Annotated in this window: 12 protein-coding genes; 7 read left to right on the top strand and 5 right to left on the bottom strand. The window is 36.3% G+C overall.

Annotation, left to right across the window (positions count from 1 at the left end):
- Window positions 1-75: 75 nt before the first annotated feature.
- Window positions 76-678, bottom strand: a complete 603-nt coding sequence (locus B8967_RS20670) for a DapH/DapD/GlmU-related protein (RefSeq protein WP_084087669.1) — start codon at window positions 676-678, stop codon at window positions 76-78.
- Between the two features lie 110 nt (window positions 679-788).
- Between B8967_RS20670 and B8967_RS20665 the strand changes: the two genes are divergently transcribed.
- Together B8967_RS20665 and B8967_RS20660 are read left to right on the top strand one after the other, a co-directional pair.
- Complete coding sequence (locus B8967_RS20665) at window positions 789-2144, top strand: deoxyguanosinetriphosphate triphosphohydrolase (RefSeq protein WP_084087667.1); 1356 nt, start codon at window positions 789-791, stop codon at window positions 2142-2144.
- Window positions 2145-2321: 177 nt separating this feature from the next.
- Window positions 2322-3260 (top strand): SPFH domain-containing protein, encoded by a 939-nt coding sequence (locus tag B8967_RS20660; RefSeq protein WP_084087665.1) that lies wholly within the window; start codon window positions 2322-2324, stop codon window positions 3258-3260.
- A gap of 132 nt (window positions 3261-3392) precedes the next feature.
- Here B8967_RS20660 and B8967_RS22690 read toward each other — a convergent pair whose 3' ends face one another.
- Window positions 3393-4007 (bottom strand): DUF4377 domain-containing protein, encoded by a 615-nt coding sequence (locus B8967_RS22690; RefSeq protein ID WP_228406273.1) that lies wholly within the window; start codon window positions 4005-4007, stop codon window positions 3393-3395.
- Window positions 4008-4156: 149 nt separating this feature from the next.
- Here B8967_RS22690 and B8967_RS20645 point away from each other — a divergent pair, with 149 nt between their 5' ends.
- Together B8967_RS20645 and B8967_RS20640 are read left to right on the top strand one after the other, a co-directional pair.
- Window positions 4157-6178: a DUF3857 domain-containing protein gene (locus B8967_RS20645; protein ID WP_084087663.1), complete on the top strand. Its 2022-nt coding sequence runs from the start codon at window positions 4157-4159 to the stop codon at window positions 6176-6178.
- Window positions 6179-6285: 107 nt separating this feature from the next.
- Window positions 6286-6747 carry a lipocalin-like domain-containing protein gene (locus tag B8967_RS20640; RefSeq protein ID WP_084087661.1) on the top strand — a complete coding sequence of 154 codons (462 nt, stop codon included), beginning with the start codon at window positions 6286-6288 and terminating at the stop codon, window positions 6745-6747.
- A 150-nt stretch (window positions 6748-6897) separates the two neighbouring features.
- On the opposite strand, the gene B8967_RS20635 is transcribed toward B8967_RS20640, so the two are convergent.
- From B8967_RS20635 to B8967_RS20625, 3 genes are all read right to left on the bottom strand, one after another.
- Entirely contained in the window at window positions 6898-7251 is a 354-nt protein-coding gene (locus tag B8967_RS20635) for an Mpo1-like protein (protein ID WP_047486004.1), read from the bottom strand.
- Window positions 7252-7409: 158 nt separating this feature from the next.
- On the bottom strand, window positions 7410-9092 hold the full coding sequence (locus B8967_RS20630) for an APC family permease (protein ID WP_084087659.1): 1683 nt from the start codon (window positions 9090-9092) through the stop codon (window positions 7410-7412).
- Window positions 9093-9196: 104 nt separating this feature from the next.
- Window positions 9197-11437 (bottom strand): CocE/NonD family hydrolase, encoded by a 2241-nt coding sequence (locus B8967_RS20625; protein ID WP_084087657.1) that lies wholly within the window; start codon window positions 11435-11437, stop codon window positions 9197-9199.
- A gap of 245 nt (window positions 11438-11682) precedes the next feature.
- Here B8967_RS20625 and B8967_RS20620 point away from each other — a divergent pair, with 245 nt between their 5' ends.
- Genes B8967_RS20620 through B8967_RS20610 form a run of 3 tightly spaced genes read left to right on the top strand, consistent with a single transcriptional unit; the run spans window position 11683 to window position 16941 of the window.
- The gene (locus tag B8967_RS20620) at window positions 11683-14646 is read left to right on the top strand and encodes a tetratricopeptide repeat protein (protein ID WP_084087655.1); all 2964 of its coding nucleotides are present in this window, start codon (window positions 11683-11685) and stop codon (window positions 14644-14646) included.
- Between the two features lie 9 nt (window positions 14647-14655).
- Window positions 14656-15141, top strand: a complete 486-nt coding sequence (locus tag B8967_RS20615) for a hypothetical protein (RefSeq protein WP_047485996.1) — start codon at window positions 14656-14658, stop codon at window positions 15139-15141.
- Between the two features lie 30 nt (window positions 15142-15171).
- A complete protein-coding gene (locus B8967_RS20610) occupies window positions 15172-16941 on the top strand; it encodes a TonB-dependent receptor (RefSeq protein ID WP_047485994.1) in 1770 nt (589 codons plus the stop codon).
- The last annotated feature ends 23 nt before the right edge of the window (window positions 16942-16964 follow it).

Below are 16964 nucleotides of genomic sequence, written 5' to 3'. Positions count from 1 at the left end.
CTGTTTCTTTCAATGGAAAAAACAGTGCTTGTTATAGATTTTTCTAATGGGATTTTTTTGGAGGAGTGAACCTGTTTATTGTATCTGTTCCACAAGTTCCAGTCTTTTTACAATACTGTTGCCGGAGAGTATGGTTCCTGGTGATAAGACTGCATTCGCCCCAATTTTAGAATCATCACCTACTAAAGAACCGAATTTATGAGTACCGGTTTTAATAACTTCAGCATTAAAAAGAACGGAGATTTCTTTATCTTTTCTTTCATTGTAATGATTGGCACAAATGGAGCCTGCCTCAAAATTTACCCTGCTTCCAATAATACTGTTTCCTATATAATTAAAATGGGCAACAGCGGTTTCACTACAGATAATACTTTGTTTTACTTCACTTCCGGGACCTATCTTCACCTGCTTCCCAATATAAACGGGACCTCTTACATAGGCATTAGCTCCAATAAAAGCATCAGCTTCAACAATGACTCTTCCTTTAAATATTACATTTTGTTCCACAACAGCTGTTTTATGGATAGCACAGGAGTCAGTTATTATATAATCATCATGTAAGTTTTCAAACTTTTTGTCCAATACATCTTCCAGCCTGTTAATAATTTCCCATGGGAGATTATTCTCGTTTAAATCAGGGAAAGGAAAATCTTTGATAAAATGGAAAATGTTGATCATTTGAGAATATATAAAGTTGCTGTGCATTTCAAATTTATATAAAAAGCAGCTTTAATAAAAATCTAAATAGTATTCCGTAAAACTAAAATTTGAAGTAATTTTGAAAAATGATGAATTTAAACCAGATTTTCACCAATCAACGTACAGGAAATAATCCGCATACCAAAGCTTCAAGGACTGATTTTCAAAGGGATTTTGATAGAATTATCTTTTCTTCTGCCTTCAGAAGACTGCAGAATAAAACCCAGGTTTTCCCTCTTCCCGGAAGTGTTTTTGTACATAACAGGCTTACGCACTCCTTAGAAGTGTCGTCGGTAGGACGAAGCTTAGGAAGTATTATTGGTGAATTTATTGCTGAAGATTTTAAAAATGAACTTAGTGAAGATTCGAAGAATTTTTATCTCTATAATTTAGGAAATGTAATTGCTGCCGGATGTTTGTGTCATGATGTAGGAAACCCTGCTTTTGGTCACTCCGGTGAAGATGCTATTGCAAGTTATTTTGAAAGGAATGAGAAAGATCTGAAATCAAAATTTAATGAAAAGGAATGGGCAGATCTGGTTAATTTTGAAGGAAATGCAAATGCTATAAGGGTATTGGCTCAGCAGCAGCAGGGAAAAGATGCCGGAGGTATTCAGCTTACTTTTTCCACACTGGCAAGTATCGCCAAGTACCCATGTGAAGCGGTTGCTAAGAAAAAAGGGGTCATCCACAGAAAGAAATTCGGATTTTTCCAGAATGAAAAAGATATATTCCTGGAGATTGCGAAAGGAACTCATCTGATTCCTGAAAGTGAGGAGCCTTATATTTTCAAAAGACACCCATTTGTATGGCTGGTAGAGGCTGCTGATGACATCTGCTATAATATTATCGATATGGAAGATGCTCACAGGCTGGGAATTGTATCAACTGCCGAGTGTGAGAACCTGTTTTTTGAACTGGTGAAGTCTGAAAGTAATGATATCAACAAAGTGAAAGATAAGCTGGTTACCATTTCTAATGAAAATGAAAAAATCTCTTACCTAAGAGCAAAAGCAATCAATGCATTGATCAATAAATCACTTGAAATCTATAAACAGAATTTTGAAACGATCCTTAAGGGCGGACTGGATAACGGATTGCTGGATATTTACAAATCTGAAAATAAAGCTTTACAGGATATAGAATCCTTCTCTATAGAAAAGATCTACAATCATAAAGCAGTGGTAGAAATTGAAAATGCAGGATATAATGTAATGTATGAATTGCTGGACCATTTTATTCCTTCTATCCTGAAATCTGAGGACGAAAGAAAATCATATGATAAAAAAGCATTGAAGCTACTTCCAAGGCAGTTTGTATATGAAACCGGAACAGATTATCAGAAAGTTCTTGGAATTATTGATTTCGTTTCAGGAATGACAGATAATTACGCTACGGATCTCTATAGAAAGATTAAAGGAATCGACATCGGAATGACCGTTTAGTTTGAAAATAAGTAGTATATTTATAGAAGGTGTTTACAGTTGTTGAAAAAAACAATCACAACGTTTTCTGATATGGGCTGGCCTGAAAGTAATCTCATTCTGAAAAATCAAAAATAAATTTTAGTGATTTCTTTAACAAAACATCAATTATTACTACTTATTATAAAAACTTAAACTATGGGTATTTATCTTGCACCCGTTATTTTCTTCGGGCTTATTATTTTATTTGCATCTTTTTTTGTTGTTAAACAGGAAACCGCTGCAATTATAGAACGTTTTGGAAAATTCCAGGCAGTAAAACATTCAGGGCTTCACCTTAAGCTTCCTATCATTGATCAGATTGCTAAAAGACTTAATCTTAGAATTCAGCAGCTGGATGTTATGATTGACACAAAAACACTGGACAATGTATTTATCAAAATGAAAATCTCTGTCCAGTATCAGGTTATCAGAAATCAGGTAGGAGACGCTTATTATCGTTTGGAAAATCCTGAAAACCAAATTACTTCTTTTGTTTTTGACGTGGTACGTGCTGAGGTACCCAAAATGAAACTGGATGATGTCTTTGTAAGAAAAGACGACATTGCAGTAGCTGTAAAAGGTGAGCTTCAGGAAGCTATGAACAGTTATGGATATGATATTATCAAAGCTTTGGTAACGGATATAGATCCTGATGAACAGGTGAAACATGCCATGAACAGGATTAATGCCGCAGAAAGAGAGAAAACAGCTGCCGAATATGAGTCAGAAGCACAGAGAATACGAATTGTAGCCGTAGCAAAAGCTGAAGCTGAATCTAAAAAACTACAGGGGCAGGGGATTGCAGATCAAAGAAGAGAAATTGCAAAAGGTCTTGAAGAATCTGTAAGAATGCTGAACAATGTAGAGATTAATTCACATGAGGCATCTGCTCTGATCGTGGTAACCCAACATTATGATACGTTACATTCTATAGGAGCCAGCAACCGTAGTAACCTTGTCCTTCTTCCCAATTCACCTACTGCAGCAAGCAGCATGCTGAATGATCTGGTGGTGGCTATGACAACAGCAAATACTGTAGGGGAAGCCAGCAAAGGTAAGTATCCGGAGCCTCCTCAAAAAGAATCAGGATATTAAAAACAGAAGCTAAGTATTGATTTCTCTTTTGAAAAGATAATCAAATAGATAACTGCAAATTAATTATGTTATAGAAGCTTTCAAGCTGCTTAACAATAAAAAACTCCCGAATTTTTCGGGAGCTTTTTATTGTTATTTCTTCGTTTTAGAAACCTGCTTGATCAATGTGTACTTTATAGAAGACGCATCTGCCGGTGGGTTATCTATTTTTTCAGTTTTTACCTGTAAAACATATTCATATCCAGGTTCGTAAGTGAATCCTTCAATATTGCTGTAGAAGTTTGTCCAGCTTTCAGAAGCATTTTCTTTTACCTGTAAACATTTCATACGTCCTGCACCTGCTGAACAGTCTACAGTCTGTGCTCCTATTATAAGTGTTTTTTCGTTAGCTGCCACTGCTTCTTTTTTCGTTTTAGAAACTTGTTTCACCAATGTGTATTTTACGGAAGATCCGTCAGCTGGTGGATTGGCAATTTTTTCAGTTTTTACTTTTAATACATATTCATACCCCGGTTCATACGTAAACCCTTCAATATTGCTGTAGAAATTTGTCCAGCTTTCAGAAGTTTTTTCTTTTACCTGCAGACATTTCATAGGAGCCACTCCTGTACAATCTGCTGTTTGTGGTCCTACGATGAATGTTTTTTCATCAGCTGCGGATGCACCTGCGGTGGTTGTACATTGTGTCATTGCGAATAATGCTAACGCGGGAACTGCCCCTTTTAGAATTGTTGCTATACTTTTCATAAAACTTGATTTTACAACCTTACTCGCAATTACCATGCCGAAATTCCAGCCTGAATTGTCGCAGTTCTTCTATTGTTTTTTGTTTTTTTAATCATTTAATTTGAACTTCATAATAATTACACCCAAAAACAGAATTATTAAATAGAAATATGGATAATCAAATGCAAGTTGAAAATTATAAGATTCAAAAACCTGAAGTGTGGGCAGGAAATATTGGAGACCAGGAAATCATAGACAGAATCAAGGACTCTGAATTTTCCAGGAAACAAATTGAAGAGGGTAAAGATTACTGCTATTTTTTAGACAAAAAATATTATACAAGCAATAACGAAAACAGTGAATATGTCTGCATGGCTTATACACTGAATGAGCCCGGAAATTTAGAACGAGCCTCAGTTTCTGATGTTGTGGTAGAAGAAAATGAAGTCTATCAGATTCATAGAATCAGTGTTTTAAGAGATGGTGTTTTGATAGACAAAATTCCTGATACCAGGATTAAAGTATTGGATAGTGAAAACCAGAGCAGTGGAGGAGTGCTGAGCAGCAATAAAAAGATCAATATTACGATCAAAGATCTGAGGCTATATGATGTATTGGTTCTGGAAGATTCACGGATTAAAGAATTTACAGACCGTGATTTCCTGAGAAAGGAATTTTCAAAATATGTGTGGGTGAGTCCCGATAATTACTGGGCTTACGGTCATTTTAAATTTACCTTTATCAATGCCCGTGAGCAGACTATAGCGTATAAGAAAACCTTCTTCCGGAATGAAAAGGGGGAAGTGCTGGAGCCAGAAATCAAATTCCTGAAACAGGGGCAATGCTTTGTGATTGAGGAACCCAATTATATCAACACTGTAGATTCAGGGCGTGAAATTTTTCCTTATGTAGATTTTGCAACGGAAAGCAGCTGGAAAGATCTTTCCAATTATATTGCTCCCCTTTATGAGGAAGTTTCTAATAAAGCTTCTTTACAAGACTTTGCTCCCAATCTTATTGAAAAGCTGGAGGCTATTGCAGATCAGGGCGAAAAAATTCAGTTGGCCATAGAATATGTTCAGAACCATATTTACTATATTTTCGATGCAGATGAAATGAATGGTCACAAACCCCAGGAACCATCAGTAACCTATGAAAATAAGCAAGGGGACTGCAAAGCAAAATCACTTTTATTAAAAGTAATTCTTGAGTATATTGGAGTGGAAGCATCCGTAGTATTGGTGAATTTTAATACGGATTATTATATTAAATACTACCTGCCTTCCTTATTAAGTTTCAATCACGCAGTCGTGAAAATCAAGTACAAAGGGGAAGAATATTTTGTGGATGCTACTACACGTGAGGAGTTTGGACTGATTGAAAACAGAGGGTTTATGTATTTTATGCATTATCTGGAGACAAAGAAAGACCAGGAATTGCAAGTCAGGAAATCGCATAAATTCCCCTATTACTGTGTGGATGAAAAGGTAGATTTCAATGTAAAAGGCAATATTGGAAAGCTTAATCTGGTTACTACCTATAAAGGGAATCGGGCAAATGCCATGAGGAGGTATTTTAAAAGTACCCATAAAAGAGAGATCATAGATAGCTGGAACAGCTTCCTTTTTTATGGTTTCAATTATTCCAATGACAGAAACGGAACAGATATCAGAAATGTATTCAAAGATGCGGAAATTGATGTGGTAAGTGATGATAAAAAATTGAATGAAATGAAAATTCAGTATACTGCGACAGTAGAAAATCCTTATTATGTTGACCCACAGAATAACCGTTTTCTGATGTATTTTGACCGGAATGTAATAAAGGCCAGTGCACGGGATTTTATGCATAAAGATCTCCCTTTCTGGCATAGTTTCGACAGTGAAAAATATGAAGTCAATTTGTATACGGATCAGAAAATTGATACCGGAGAAAAATATACCGTTCAGGAAAGTACGATAAAAAACCCTTATTTCGAATATAGCAGCCGTAAGAAAGTGACCAAAAATGGAGCAAGTGTCTATATTGAATCCAATCCTTTAGTGAATATTGAAATTCCACAAAAAGACTTTGAACAGTTTAGAACGGATCACCATACGGTTGCAGACAGTAATTTCGGACTGGGGATTGATATCATAGAACCCGGATTAATGAACAGTCTTAAATTCAGTTTTAAGAAAAGATTTAAATAGAGATGCAAATTTCTTGGGGCAGCTTTGCTGCCCCAAGAAACCATTTTCAGGATTCTTTTATTTCAATTATTGTATCTTCGTTGAGATAACACAAACCTATTCTTTCAATGATTGATAAACTATTGCCGGTTGCTTTTCTTATGGCAGCCTATTTATCTGTAAACGCCCAAAAATTAGCAAAAGAAAATGTGATTGGATTCTGGAAGTTAAAAGAAGCCGGATTTTATGAAAATAAAGAGAAAACAGTGAAAGACTTTGATAACTGTCGTCTTATGAGGAATTATGCAATAAGGGAAGATGGCTTTGCTGTTTACAATTATACAGAAGGAAGCGTAGGAGATTGTATGCCCTCCGAACCCAGGCTTTCATTTTGGAGAATTGTAGAAAACAGAATTCAGTTTTATGTGGATGATAAAAATATCCTGGAAGAAGTAACTGTCACTTTGAATAAAGATAAAACAATGACTTTTTCAAGCTATATACCTGAACAGATCAAAGTGAAAGGAGATCCTGCAACTGAGAAAATCATCAATACAGTTCATTATGATATTCTTGAGAAACAATACTGATAGCAAGCCTTAGATTTTACGTACGGATTTCCAATTCCGTTCAATCCAATATAGATCCTGTATTAATTGGTAAAGAATCAACGAATATACTCCCTTGTAATGGTAAGGCAGTCCATATAATGTTATAGTGTTTCTAAAGAAAACCTGAGTTTAAAGTGAGCCTTCCGGGTGTTGAGATTCTTTCGGCTGAACAGGAGTTATAAATTTTTGTTTTCCAATCAGCAATTCAAAGAATAGTCTGAAATCCGAGATCAAAGACCATAAAGGATACTTAAAAGTTGCAGGCTTATTTCTTTCGATCACCGCATGGCTGAACCACGCAAAACCATATCCGAAAATCGGAATATACCATAGAAATCTTTCTTTTCCCGAATTGATCACATATGCAATCACTGCAAAGACGAGTAGGGTTCCTATGAAGTGGAAGATCCGCGTCCCTGTTTTACTATGCTCGGTAAGGTAAAACTGATAAAATTCTCTGTATGTTTTTATTCTCTCAGACATGGCAGATTAGTTTGATGGTTCTGTTAAAATGATAGCAATAATGCTGCCGATTTTTAAAAGATATTGAAACTAAGGTAGTGAAAGGCAAAAAGTTAAACAATAAAAAAAAGGCGAACGAGCAACACTGCTCGTTCGCCTTTATATATATTAATTATTCATTATTTTTTCCTTAACTCTTTTCCAAGTTTACTGTTCTTGTAGCCGTAGCAGAAATAAATAACCATTCCTACAAGGAACCACATTCCGAACCAGAACCAGTTTTCATGGCTCATACCGGTAAGAAGGTAGAGGCAAGAACTTAGGCCCACTAATGGAATGAGTGAGAGATTCTTCACAAAAGTCAAAATACATAACGCTATATTAATCAGAATGAAGAAGAAAATAGAAGCTCTGAATTCCCCTTCTTTAGGATCTTTCCAGTCCATTAAAGTTTGGAAAAATTCTGGCTGCCAGTAGTAGAATGCAATCAGCCCACCTATGAAAACAATAGGGAAGATGATTTTACCATTAATATAAGGAAGATGGAATCTACCCTTTATTTTTTCCTTAGCCGGAAGCATAAGAACCCCTGCACAAACTAATACAAAGGCGAAGATAGTACCGATACTGGTAAAGTCCAGGATAAATGTTTTATCTGTAAATAAAATAGGAATCCCTACGACAATTCCGGTAACAACAGTGGCATAAGAAGGTGTTTTATATTTAGGGTGTACCTTTTGAAATCTTTGAGGCATTAATCCGTCACGGCTCATCGCATACCAGATTCTTGGCTGTCCCATCTGGAAAACCAATAATACGGTTGTAATAGCAACGATAGCAACAAAAGAAACAACAAGTTCCATCCATGCGACATTAGCATTGGTTTTTTCGAAGATAAACGATAGCGGATCACCAACACCGTCAAACTTTTTATAGTCTACCATACCTGTTAATACTAATGTAAGGGCAATATAAATTACCGTACATAAAACAAGCGAGATGATCATTCCTTTTGGTAAGGTTTTTTGCGGATCTTTAGTTTCCTCCGAAAGAACACTTAAAGCATCAAACCCGATATAGGCAAAGAATACTCCCGATACGGCACTCATGACTCCTGCAAAACCATTAGGCATGAAGGAAGGGCTTCCTGTTACCGGGCTTATGGGAGTCCAGTTATCTGTATTGATATAGGAAAAGCCAACCAGAATTACCAGTATAATTACACCCAGTTTTAAGATAACAAGGGAGTTATTGAAGTTTTTACTTTCTTTTACTCCTACATAACAAAGCCAGGTGATCAAACCGTTAATCACCAGTGCAGGAACATCTACGATAAATTTTAAACTTCCAAGTAATGGAGCTGTTTTCCATGCATTCAGTAATTCTTTATTTTCTGAGCCGTTTTTAAAGGCTTTGCTGGCCTCTGTATAACTGCAGGTAAGATAATCAGGAATATGCATTCCGAGACGGCCTAAAAACCTGGTGAAATAATCCGACCAGGAGAAAGCAACATAAATGTTTCCAAAGGAATACTCCATAATCAGTGCCCATCCGATAATCCAGGCAATTAATTCTCCAAAACTGGCATAGGCATACGTGTAAGCAGAGCCTGCCGTAGGTATTCTGCTGGCAAATTCAGCATAGCATAAAGCGGTAAACCCGCAGGCAAACCCACAAATCAAATATAGAAGAATAACACCGGGGCCGCCTCTGAAAACGGCTTCTCCTAAACTGCTGAAACTTCCGGCTCCAATAATGGCTGCTATCCCAAAAAATACAATGTCCCATACACCTAAGACCCTTAAAAGTCCCGTTGAAGTATCCGTATCTGAATAGATTTTTCTTCTAAAAAGTTGACTCATTCAATAACTATATTTGATTTGAAAAAAAGCAAATGTAATGATTTTTTATTTTGATGTTAACAGTTGTTAAGAACATTTAGGTAAAAATGCTCAATCAAAAGCTGTTAGTCTTTATAAACAGGTATTTCCACATAGCTGTCATTATACCATTTTATTTCCAAAGGTTCCCCGGAATCCTTTATCGTTTCATCACTTACATCTTTTCCTGATCCATAATTGATCTGCCAGTTAGGATTTTTATTAACACCGACCAATAAAAGTAATTTGCTTCCTTTTTCTATCTTTTTACTCATAAAATAGGAATTATTAATCGGGATTTGTTCCGTTTTATTCGGTTCAAGAAGCTGTCGCTTTTCATTATTCTTTGCATAGCTGGCTCTCACAATATGAGTGGATAGTAACGAAGACTTCCCGTCCGGCTGAATCTGGTACAGATAAGTATCCGTATCAAAGTCTTTTTTGTTGATGGAAACATTGAAGAATCCTGAAAGATTTCCGCTGATGATCATATCCTTATCCAATACTTCACTTTCAAAAGCAATTGAAGTAGTCATTTTTATGCTGTCTTTTTTGCTGACTTTGTAGTAAATGTCTTTCTGATCTCTGTTTTTAAAATCAACAATTTGAGTTGTGAAGCTTTTAGTCTCAGGTTTATTAAATACCGAAGAGGTGTTTTTCCTGTCCTGAAGATAAAACTTAAGCGTAGAAGTATGCATTTTATCAAGATCAGGAGCATGCTTCCATGTATTGGTATTCATAACCTGAAAGTTGACCCTGTCTTGTAAGAGTTCCGGCTTCTTTCCATTTTTCAGGATATAATCAAACCACGAAAAAGCCAGGTCATCTATACTGATTCTGGCAGCAGGATCTATTGGATTTCCATTCACATAAGTAAATCCCATGCTTTGCGCTCCTCCATGATTGTATGGTCCGATTACCAGATAATGGTTGGCATTTTTATTATACTTATAATGTTGTTTAAAATAATAAAGAGCTCCTATCTGATCATCATCATAATATCCTGTAGTCGTTAAAACAGGAATGTTGATATGGGCAAAATCTTCTTTGTAAGGAACCATTTTTTGCCAGTACTGGTCATATCCCGGATGATCCAGCCATCTTTGAAATATTGGACTGCGTTTCCCGCTTATTGAATCTAAAGACCTGAATGATTTCCCGCTTTTGTACCATGCGGCATTAATGGCATTCCATTTTGTGAAATTGGCGAAGTCCGTTTCATCGGTAAATTTATTATTGGTAACATATTGGATCCACTGCAGCATATAGCTCATGAATATATTATTCTGGGCAGGATAGTCGATGCCAATTCCTACGGCAACCTGCGGGACAATAGTTTTTAATGCCGGATGTAATTTTTTGGCAGCGGCCCACTGGCTGAATCCCAGGTAACTTCCACCGATCATTCCTACCTGACCATCACACCAGGGTTGCTTGCTTACCCAATCTATCACTTCATAAATATCCTGTGATTCATGCTCAAAAGGATGGTTCTCATCATTACTGTTCCTTTTTCCGCGGGTATTGACCACTGCTCCCACATAATTGTACGTCGCGGCTCTCTTTCCAAAATATTCATCAAATAGCCCGGCATAAATATTACTGCTTAGGATAACAGGAAGAGGAGACCTGTTTTCTTTTTTTCTGACAATGGTAATAGTGAGGGTATTTCCATTTTTAGTCTTTACATCTTTACGTTCGATAATGTATTTTTCCTGATCTGCTGCTGCCACTAATTGCATAACCTGTGACTTAACGGAAGAATAGGTTTTATAATTTAAATAAGTCTTACACAAAGCCAAAGCAGAACTGTAGTCTATACTGTCTTTCCCTTTTTGTTTGTCCAGTGCTTTCCTCAGAAGCTGTCTTGAGTCGTTGATGTCATTGTCTACCGCAAGTGCTACTCTGGGAGTCAGTTTCTCCGGAAGGCTTCTGTATTTTTCATTAAATGCAGCCTCGAGAGCTTTGGGAAAAGAGACCTTGTTCTTTATTTCATTCAGTTTAGCCATGCTGTAGAATTCGTATCCAATGAATTTGTACCCCGCCATATTATGGTCGGCGAATTGATTACGAAATTCAGATAAGGTAGCAATAGACTTTTTATAATCTTTCGAGACTATCTGCAACCGGAAAAGCTGATCTGAGAAATCAACCGTATTCTCTGGCTTGTGTTTACCCGACTGAAGGTTTGTGATCACCTGTAAAGCCAGACCCGGCATCTGTTTTTCTAAGACAACAGAGTCTGTAATAGCTGTTTGGGGGAAATAAAACTTTTGTGCCTGCATCAGGTTTACAAAAATTAATGCTAAAAGTATCTTAATTTTCATGTAATGGTATGTTTTTAGCTGCTCTAGAAAAAGTATCAGACCAAAATGTATTTTTGATAACTGTTTACTAAAATTGTTTAAATTTTATCAGACTAAAGTAAGAAATTTTATCATGAGACAGTGAAAAGTTTTTATTGTTGTTGAATTGATATTCTGAGCTATTAAATCTGTTAAAACTTGCTTAAACAATAAGTTTTTAATATTTTCGTTAACTTATTTAGACTAATTTTCTTATATCAAGAAGAATGAAATCAAAAAAAATACTTTTAGCGGCTGCTGTGATCTATTTCGGAATTGCCGATGCCCAACAGTCCCAATATTTTACACAGAAAGAAAATTATAGATTTAATCTGGCAGAAAACCTTTATCAGACCAAAATATACAACGCTTCCCAATATGAATATGCAAGACAATATTTCTACAATCAGAATTTGTCCCGTTCAAAGAAGGAAGCGGCTCAGTTTTTTGACAACGTGATTGGGGTAATTCTCCAGAAAAATCATGCTGAAGAAGGTTTAACAGCTTTTATTAAAGAATATCCTAATTCTGCGTATTTTGCCCAGGCTAATCTTCCTTTAGCGGATTATTATCTGGCAAAAAAAGATTTTGACAAAGCATTGGAAACGTTGAAAAAAGTAAACCAGTACCAGCTTTCAAAAGAGGAAAATACCCAGTATATTCTAAAACTGGGCTATGCCAAATTCATGACCGGAGATTCTAAAGGGGCTACCGATGCATTGGAAGAAGCTTATAAGTCGGCTGATCAGTCTCAAAAAGGGGATATTGCATATATGCTGGGGCATTTGTATTACAGCAACAGGCAAAATGATAAAGCTTTCCAATATTTTGATTCTATAAAAGATCAGGATAAATTCTCAAAACTGGTACGTCCTTATTATGTACAGCTGTATTATAATGATAAGAATTATGACCAGGCAATTTCTGAAGGGAATGCCTTACTGAATGAAAATATTTCAGATTCTTATAAAGCAGAGGTTCATAAGATCATTGGGGAAAGTTATTTCATGAAAAATGATTACACGTCTGCCTATCCGCACTTAAAAGACTATCTGAACGTACAGCAGAATCCATCTGAAAATGATTTGTATGAAATGGGATTCGTAGCTGCTCAGCTTAAAAAATATGATGAGGCAGTTTCTTATTACAATCAGCTTGTTAACAGTAATTCAGCACTGGCACAGAATGCTTATTACCAGTTAGGAAATGCTTATCTGGCAGTAGATAAAAAGCAGGAAGCACTTTCGGCATTCCGTTCTTCTTATCAGATGGATTATGATGCAAAAGTGAAAAAGCTGGCTCATGAACAGTATGCTAAATTAAGTTATGACATCGGGAACCCGTTTGAAAGTCCTTCAGGAGTAATCCAAAGCTATATCAACGAGAATCAGAACGCTGCCAATGCCTCAGAGATGAGATCGTTATTGGTAAAATCTTATCTGTATTCGGGTAACTATAAAGAAACCCTGAATGCTATTGACAGATTACAAAGCTCAACCCCGGAAATCAATAAAGTAGATCAGGAGGTTTCTTATTTGTTGGGAACAGAAGAGTTTAATAAAGGGAATTATGATGAGGCTGAAAAGTATTTTCTGAGGAGTCTTGGATTTAATATCAATAAAGAATTTAACAGTAGAGCTTTATATTGGCTGGCTCAGGTATATTACCAGAAAGGAAATTACCCGTCTGCTATAGCCCGTTATGAAAAACTCCTTACCGAGAGCTTTCCTGAAAAACAACAGCTGCCTTATGATTTAGGATATGCTTATTTTAAATCTAAGAAATTTGATCAGGCAGCAACTTATTTCAAACAGTATCTGACGAATCCTAAACCTGAGTTTAAAAATGATGCAGAACTTCGTCTGGCAGATATTCATTACGCGAATAATGACCTGAACGAAGCTATCGCCATTTATGATAAAAATGAAGATGCTACGGATTATACCGTATATCAGAAAGCAATGGCTTTAGGATTTAAGGGAGATACGCAGGCAAAAATCAATAATTTAAAAACGCTATTATCGAAATATCCAAATTCCGAATATTACGATGATGCACAATACGAAATAGGAACGGCTTATGCCGCTCAGGATGACTTTGCGAATTCCAATGATTATTTTGGAAAGGTGATTAAAACCTCTTCAGACAAAGATCTGATTGCGAATGCTTCTATTTACAGAGCTCAGAATTATATCGATCAGAATCAGAATGACAAAGCTCTTTCTGAACTGAAGTCTCTGGGTGAGCAGTATAAAAATACAGCATATGCCCAAAAGATCGTTCAGGCAGCAAAACCTATTTTCACGAAGAACGGAGATGTTTCCGGATATGAAAACTTTGCCAGGACGATTGGAGTCAATGTGGATGCTTCTGAAATTGATGAGATCAACTTATCTACAGGAAAACAGTATTTCTCTAAGAAAGACTATAAAAATGCCATTTCTTATTACGAGAAATATCTAACACAGAATCCAACAGGTGAGGGGCTTTATCAAGCGAAATACGAGCTTGGGGAAAGCTATTACCAAACAAATAATTCAACAAAAGCACTGCTTGTTCTTCAGGAAGTTGCCGGAGTTCAGAACGACTATCAGGATGATGCTCAAACCCGTTTAGCGCAGATCTCCCTGGCACAAGGGAATACTGCTGAGGCTAAAAAATATCTTGAAGGGATTAAGAATTCTTCAGATATCAGCATTAAAAACTATGCAAATGTTGAGCTGATGAAGCTTTATGCTGATGAAAAGAACTTCTCTGAAGCTGAAAAACTAGCAAATGCTGTTATTGCCAATTCTAAAAACTCGGCCGCTGTCATTGAAACAGCTAAAGTAATTAAGGCGAGAAGCTTGATGAACTCAGGAAAAGATAAAGATGCTCAGTCTGCCTATACTGCGCTTGAGAAATCATCCAATACTTCCGTAGCTGCGGAAGCACTGTATGCAAAAGCTTATTATCAGAATAAAGGCAAGGCATTCAAATCTTCCAATGAGGCAGTCTTTAAGCTTGCCAACAACTATTCATCAGAAGAATACTGGGGAGCAAAAGCATTGGTATTGATGGCGAAAAACTATATCGGTCTGAAAGATAATTATCAGGCAAGCTATACCTGTGATCAGATCATTGCCAATTATAAAGATTTCCCGGAAATTGTTGCAGAAGCAAAAGAAGTAAAAAAACAGATTAAAAAATAAGAATTAAAGATGTTTAAAATAACAGCATATTCTTTTTTAATTTCTGCTTCCCTTTGGAGCTGCATTCCTGCATACAGCGCTTATCCTAAAGAATACAGAAAAGCTAAAGCTGATTTTCCGAAGCAAAAAGCTTTTGTAGTGAATAAAGATCTTAAAAGAGAGTTTGATATTTTAAAACATGCTGGTATTTATGAAATTGTGGAAGACAGTACCCATGCAGCTAAAATAACCCTGCATCCGATGCTGACCCGTACTCCTTCATGTGGAAACGCTATGATTGGAAGTATGATTACAGTAGGATTACTACCCTCAGGTTTCCCATACAATATTACTTATAGTTATGATGTAGCCGAGAACAGTACAACGAAGAATTATCAATATAATTTAGAAGTTTATCAGAGCCTTTGGCTGTTTAATATATTCAGACTAGGCAGAACTTTTTCAAAACAGTCAGGGAAAGCTTTGTTGGGAAATTATATTGCTTCCAGTAAATAGATCCCATTATATTTTTCAAATAAAGAAAATATGAACAGAAAAATTCAATTATTATCCATATTATTTTTAGGGGCTTCGCAGTTTGCGTTTTCCCAAATCAAGGAGGAAAAACTGGTTCTTAATAAAAAAAGAGAGCCGGAAGTGAAGAAGATCGAAAAGAAGAAGACTTCTGTGGAAACCATTAAAAATTATCCACCGGAAGAGAAGTCCCAGAATCCTGTGAAATATACCATCACGGATGTTCCTGCGGTTTCAGATTTTAAAACTTCAACGATTCAGGGGGAAGATGTAGCTCCGAAATTTGATGGAACAGCCCAGAATAATTATTTCCAGTTCGGAATGGGTAATTATGGTAAAATACTGGCGGATGGAAATATTTCCAAGACTCTTGAGAACAAAATTGAAGTAGGTGGAGATCTGCATGTACTTTCTACAAATGGTCTTAAAAAAGATTACGACTGGAATTCAAAGCAGACATCAGCCAATTTCGCAGCTTTCCTTAATTCTTACGGAGATAAAGGAAAATTCAATATCAACGCTGAATATGGGTTGAATAACTATAATTATTATGGGATTTATGCCCTGCAGCCTTCTGCTGATGTTGATCTGAAGCAAAAGGTTAATCAGTTTAAGGTAAATGGATACTACGATTTCTACTCCAATGAAATTTTAAATGACGTAAGGGTAAAATCATCATTTCTGAAAGATCATTTTGATGCTCAGGAAAATCAGGTTTCCATTTTGGCCAATTTCTCTAAACATGCTGTTGAGCTGGGGAAATCCGGAATTAATCTGAATGCAGATTTAGGAGTAGGAATAGATGCGGTAAAAACAGATTTTGCCATCCGCGACAAAAATTCAGCTAATTTTTTCAATACTAATCTGACTCCTAAAGTAACGTTCAGAAAAGGGGATTCTTATTTAATGTTAGGTTCGTCATTCTCTTTCCTGAATGCTAAAAACTCAAATGATCTGATGGCGGAGCGCTTGAAAACCAATAAAACGTATTGGTTTCCACAGGCAGAATTCCAGTTTGCTGCAGCTAAAGAATTTAAATTCTACGGTGGGGTAGACGGAGGACTGAAGTTGAATACTTATGCTGATCTGTTACAGGCCAACCCATTCCTGGTTTCTGACCAGTATTTAAAGCCAACAGAGACGCAATATCATTTTTATGTAGGATTGAGAGGGGACATCGATGAAACGTTGAAATACGACTTCTCAGCAGGGTATGGAAAAATGAAAGACATTATGTTCTTTAAAGCGAATGGACTTTTTGATAATGATTTTACGCTGAACCGTTCATCTTATAATTTTGCCAATACATTCTCTACGGTATATGACGATGGAAATGTAAGCGATATCAAAGGAAGTGTACAGTATTTCCCATTGGCAAACCTGGTATTGGATGGAGAATTAAGGTTTACAAAGTATAATCTAAAGAATTATAATGACATTTATAACGTTCCTTTGTTTAATGCAAGCATCGGAGCTAAATATACAATGCTTGACAAGAAATTATTGTTAGGCTTCAAAGGAATCTTTGCAAGTGACAGAACTACAAACTCTTATATGATCGAAGGTGTAGCTAATCCGAACATGGTTTTTCAGTCTACAGAGAATACCAATGATAAAGTTGGAGGGTATGCTGATTTAAATCTTTCCGCAGAGTATAAAATTCACAAAAATTTTAGTATTTTCGCACTTGGAAATAATCTTCTAAGCTCAAAATACCAGACGTACAAAGGATATAAAGTCCTGGGTGCACAGATTCTGGGAGGGGTGAAGATTACATTCTAATCATCAGTAATTGAACAATGAAT

It is taken from the genome of Chryseobacterium sp. YR221, from assembly GCF_900176315.1.
In the GTDB taxonomy this organism is placed as follows: domain Bacteria; phylum Bacteroidota; class Bacteroidia; order Flavobacteriales; family Weeksellaceae; genus Chryseobacterium; species Chryseobacterium rhizosphaerae.
The sequence above is the reverse complement of the archived record's forward strand: the minus strand, read 5'-3'. Positions and strand labels throughout refer to the sequence as shown.

Bases quoted from the DNA above. Each gene is read 5' to 3' on its own strand.
- B8967_RS20670 (WP_084087669.1), bottom strand. From the start codon at position 678: ATGATCAACATTTTCCATTTTATCAAAGATTTTCCTTTCCCTGATTTA.
- B8967_RS20665 (WP_084087667.1), top strand. From the start codon at position 789: ATGAATTTAAACCAGATTTTCACCAATCAACGTACAGGAAATAATCCG.
- B8967_RS20660 (WP_084087665.1), top strand. From the start codon at position 2,322: ATGGGTATTTATCTTGCACCCGTTATTTTCTTCGGGCTTATTATTTTA.
- B8967_RS22690 (WP_228406273.1), bottom strand. From the start codon at position 4,007: ATGAAAAGTATAGCAACAATTCTAAAAGGGGCAGTTCCCGCGTTAGCA.
- B8967_RS20645 (WP_084087663.1), top strand. From the start codon at position 4,157: ATGGATAATCAAATGCAAGTTGAAAATTATAAGATTCAAAAACCTGAA.
- B8967_RS20640 (WP_084087661.1), top strand. From the start codon at position 6,286: ATGATTGATAAACTATTGCCGGTTGCTTTTCTTATGGCAGCCTATTTA.
- B8967_RS20635 (WP_047486004.1), bottom strand. From the start codon at position 7,251: ATGTCTGAGAGAATAAAAACATACAGAGAATTTTATCAGTTTTACCTT.
- B8967_RS20630 (WP_084087659.1), bottom strand. From the start codon at position 9,092: ATGAGTCAACTTTTTAGAAGAAAAATCTATTCAGATACGGATACTTCA.
- B8967_RS20625 (WP_084087657.1), bottom strand. From the start codon at position 11,437: ATGAAAATTAAGATACTTTTAGCATTAATTTTTGTAAACCTGATGCAG.
- B8967_RS20620 (WP_084087655.1), top strand. From the start codon at position 11,683: ATGAAATCAAAAAAAATACTTTTAGCGGCTGCTGTGATCTATTTCGGA.
- B8967_RS20615 (WP_047485996.1), top strand. From the start codon at position 14,656: ATGTTTAAAATAACAGCATATTCTTTTTTAATTTCTGCTTCCCTTTGG.
- B8967_RS20610 (WP_047485994.1), top strand. From the start codon at position 15,172: ATGAACAGAAAAATTCAATTATTATCCATATTATTTTTAGGGGCTTCG.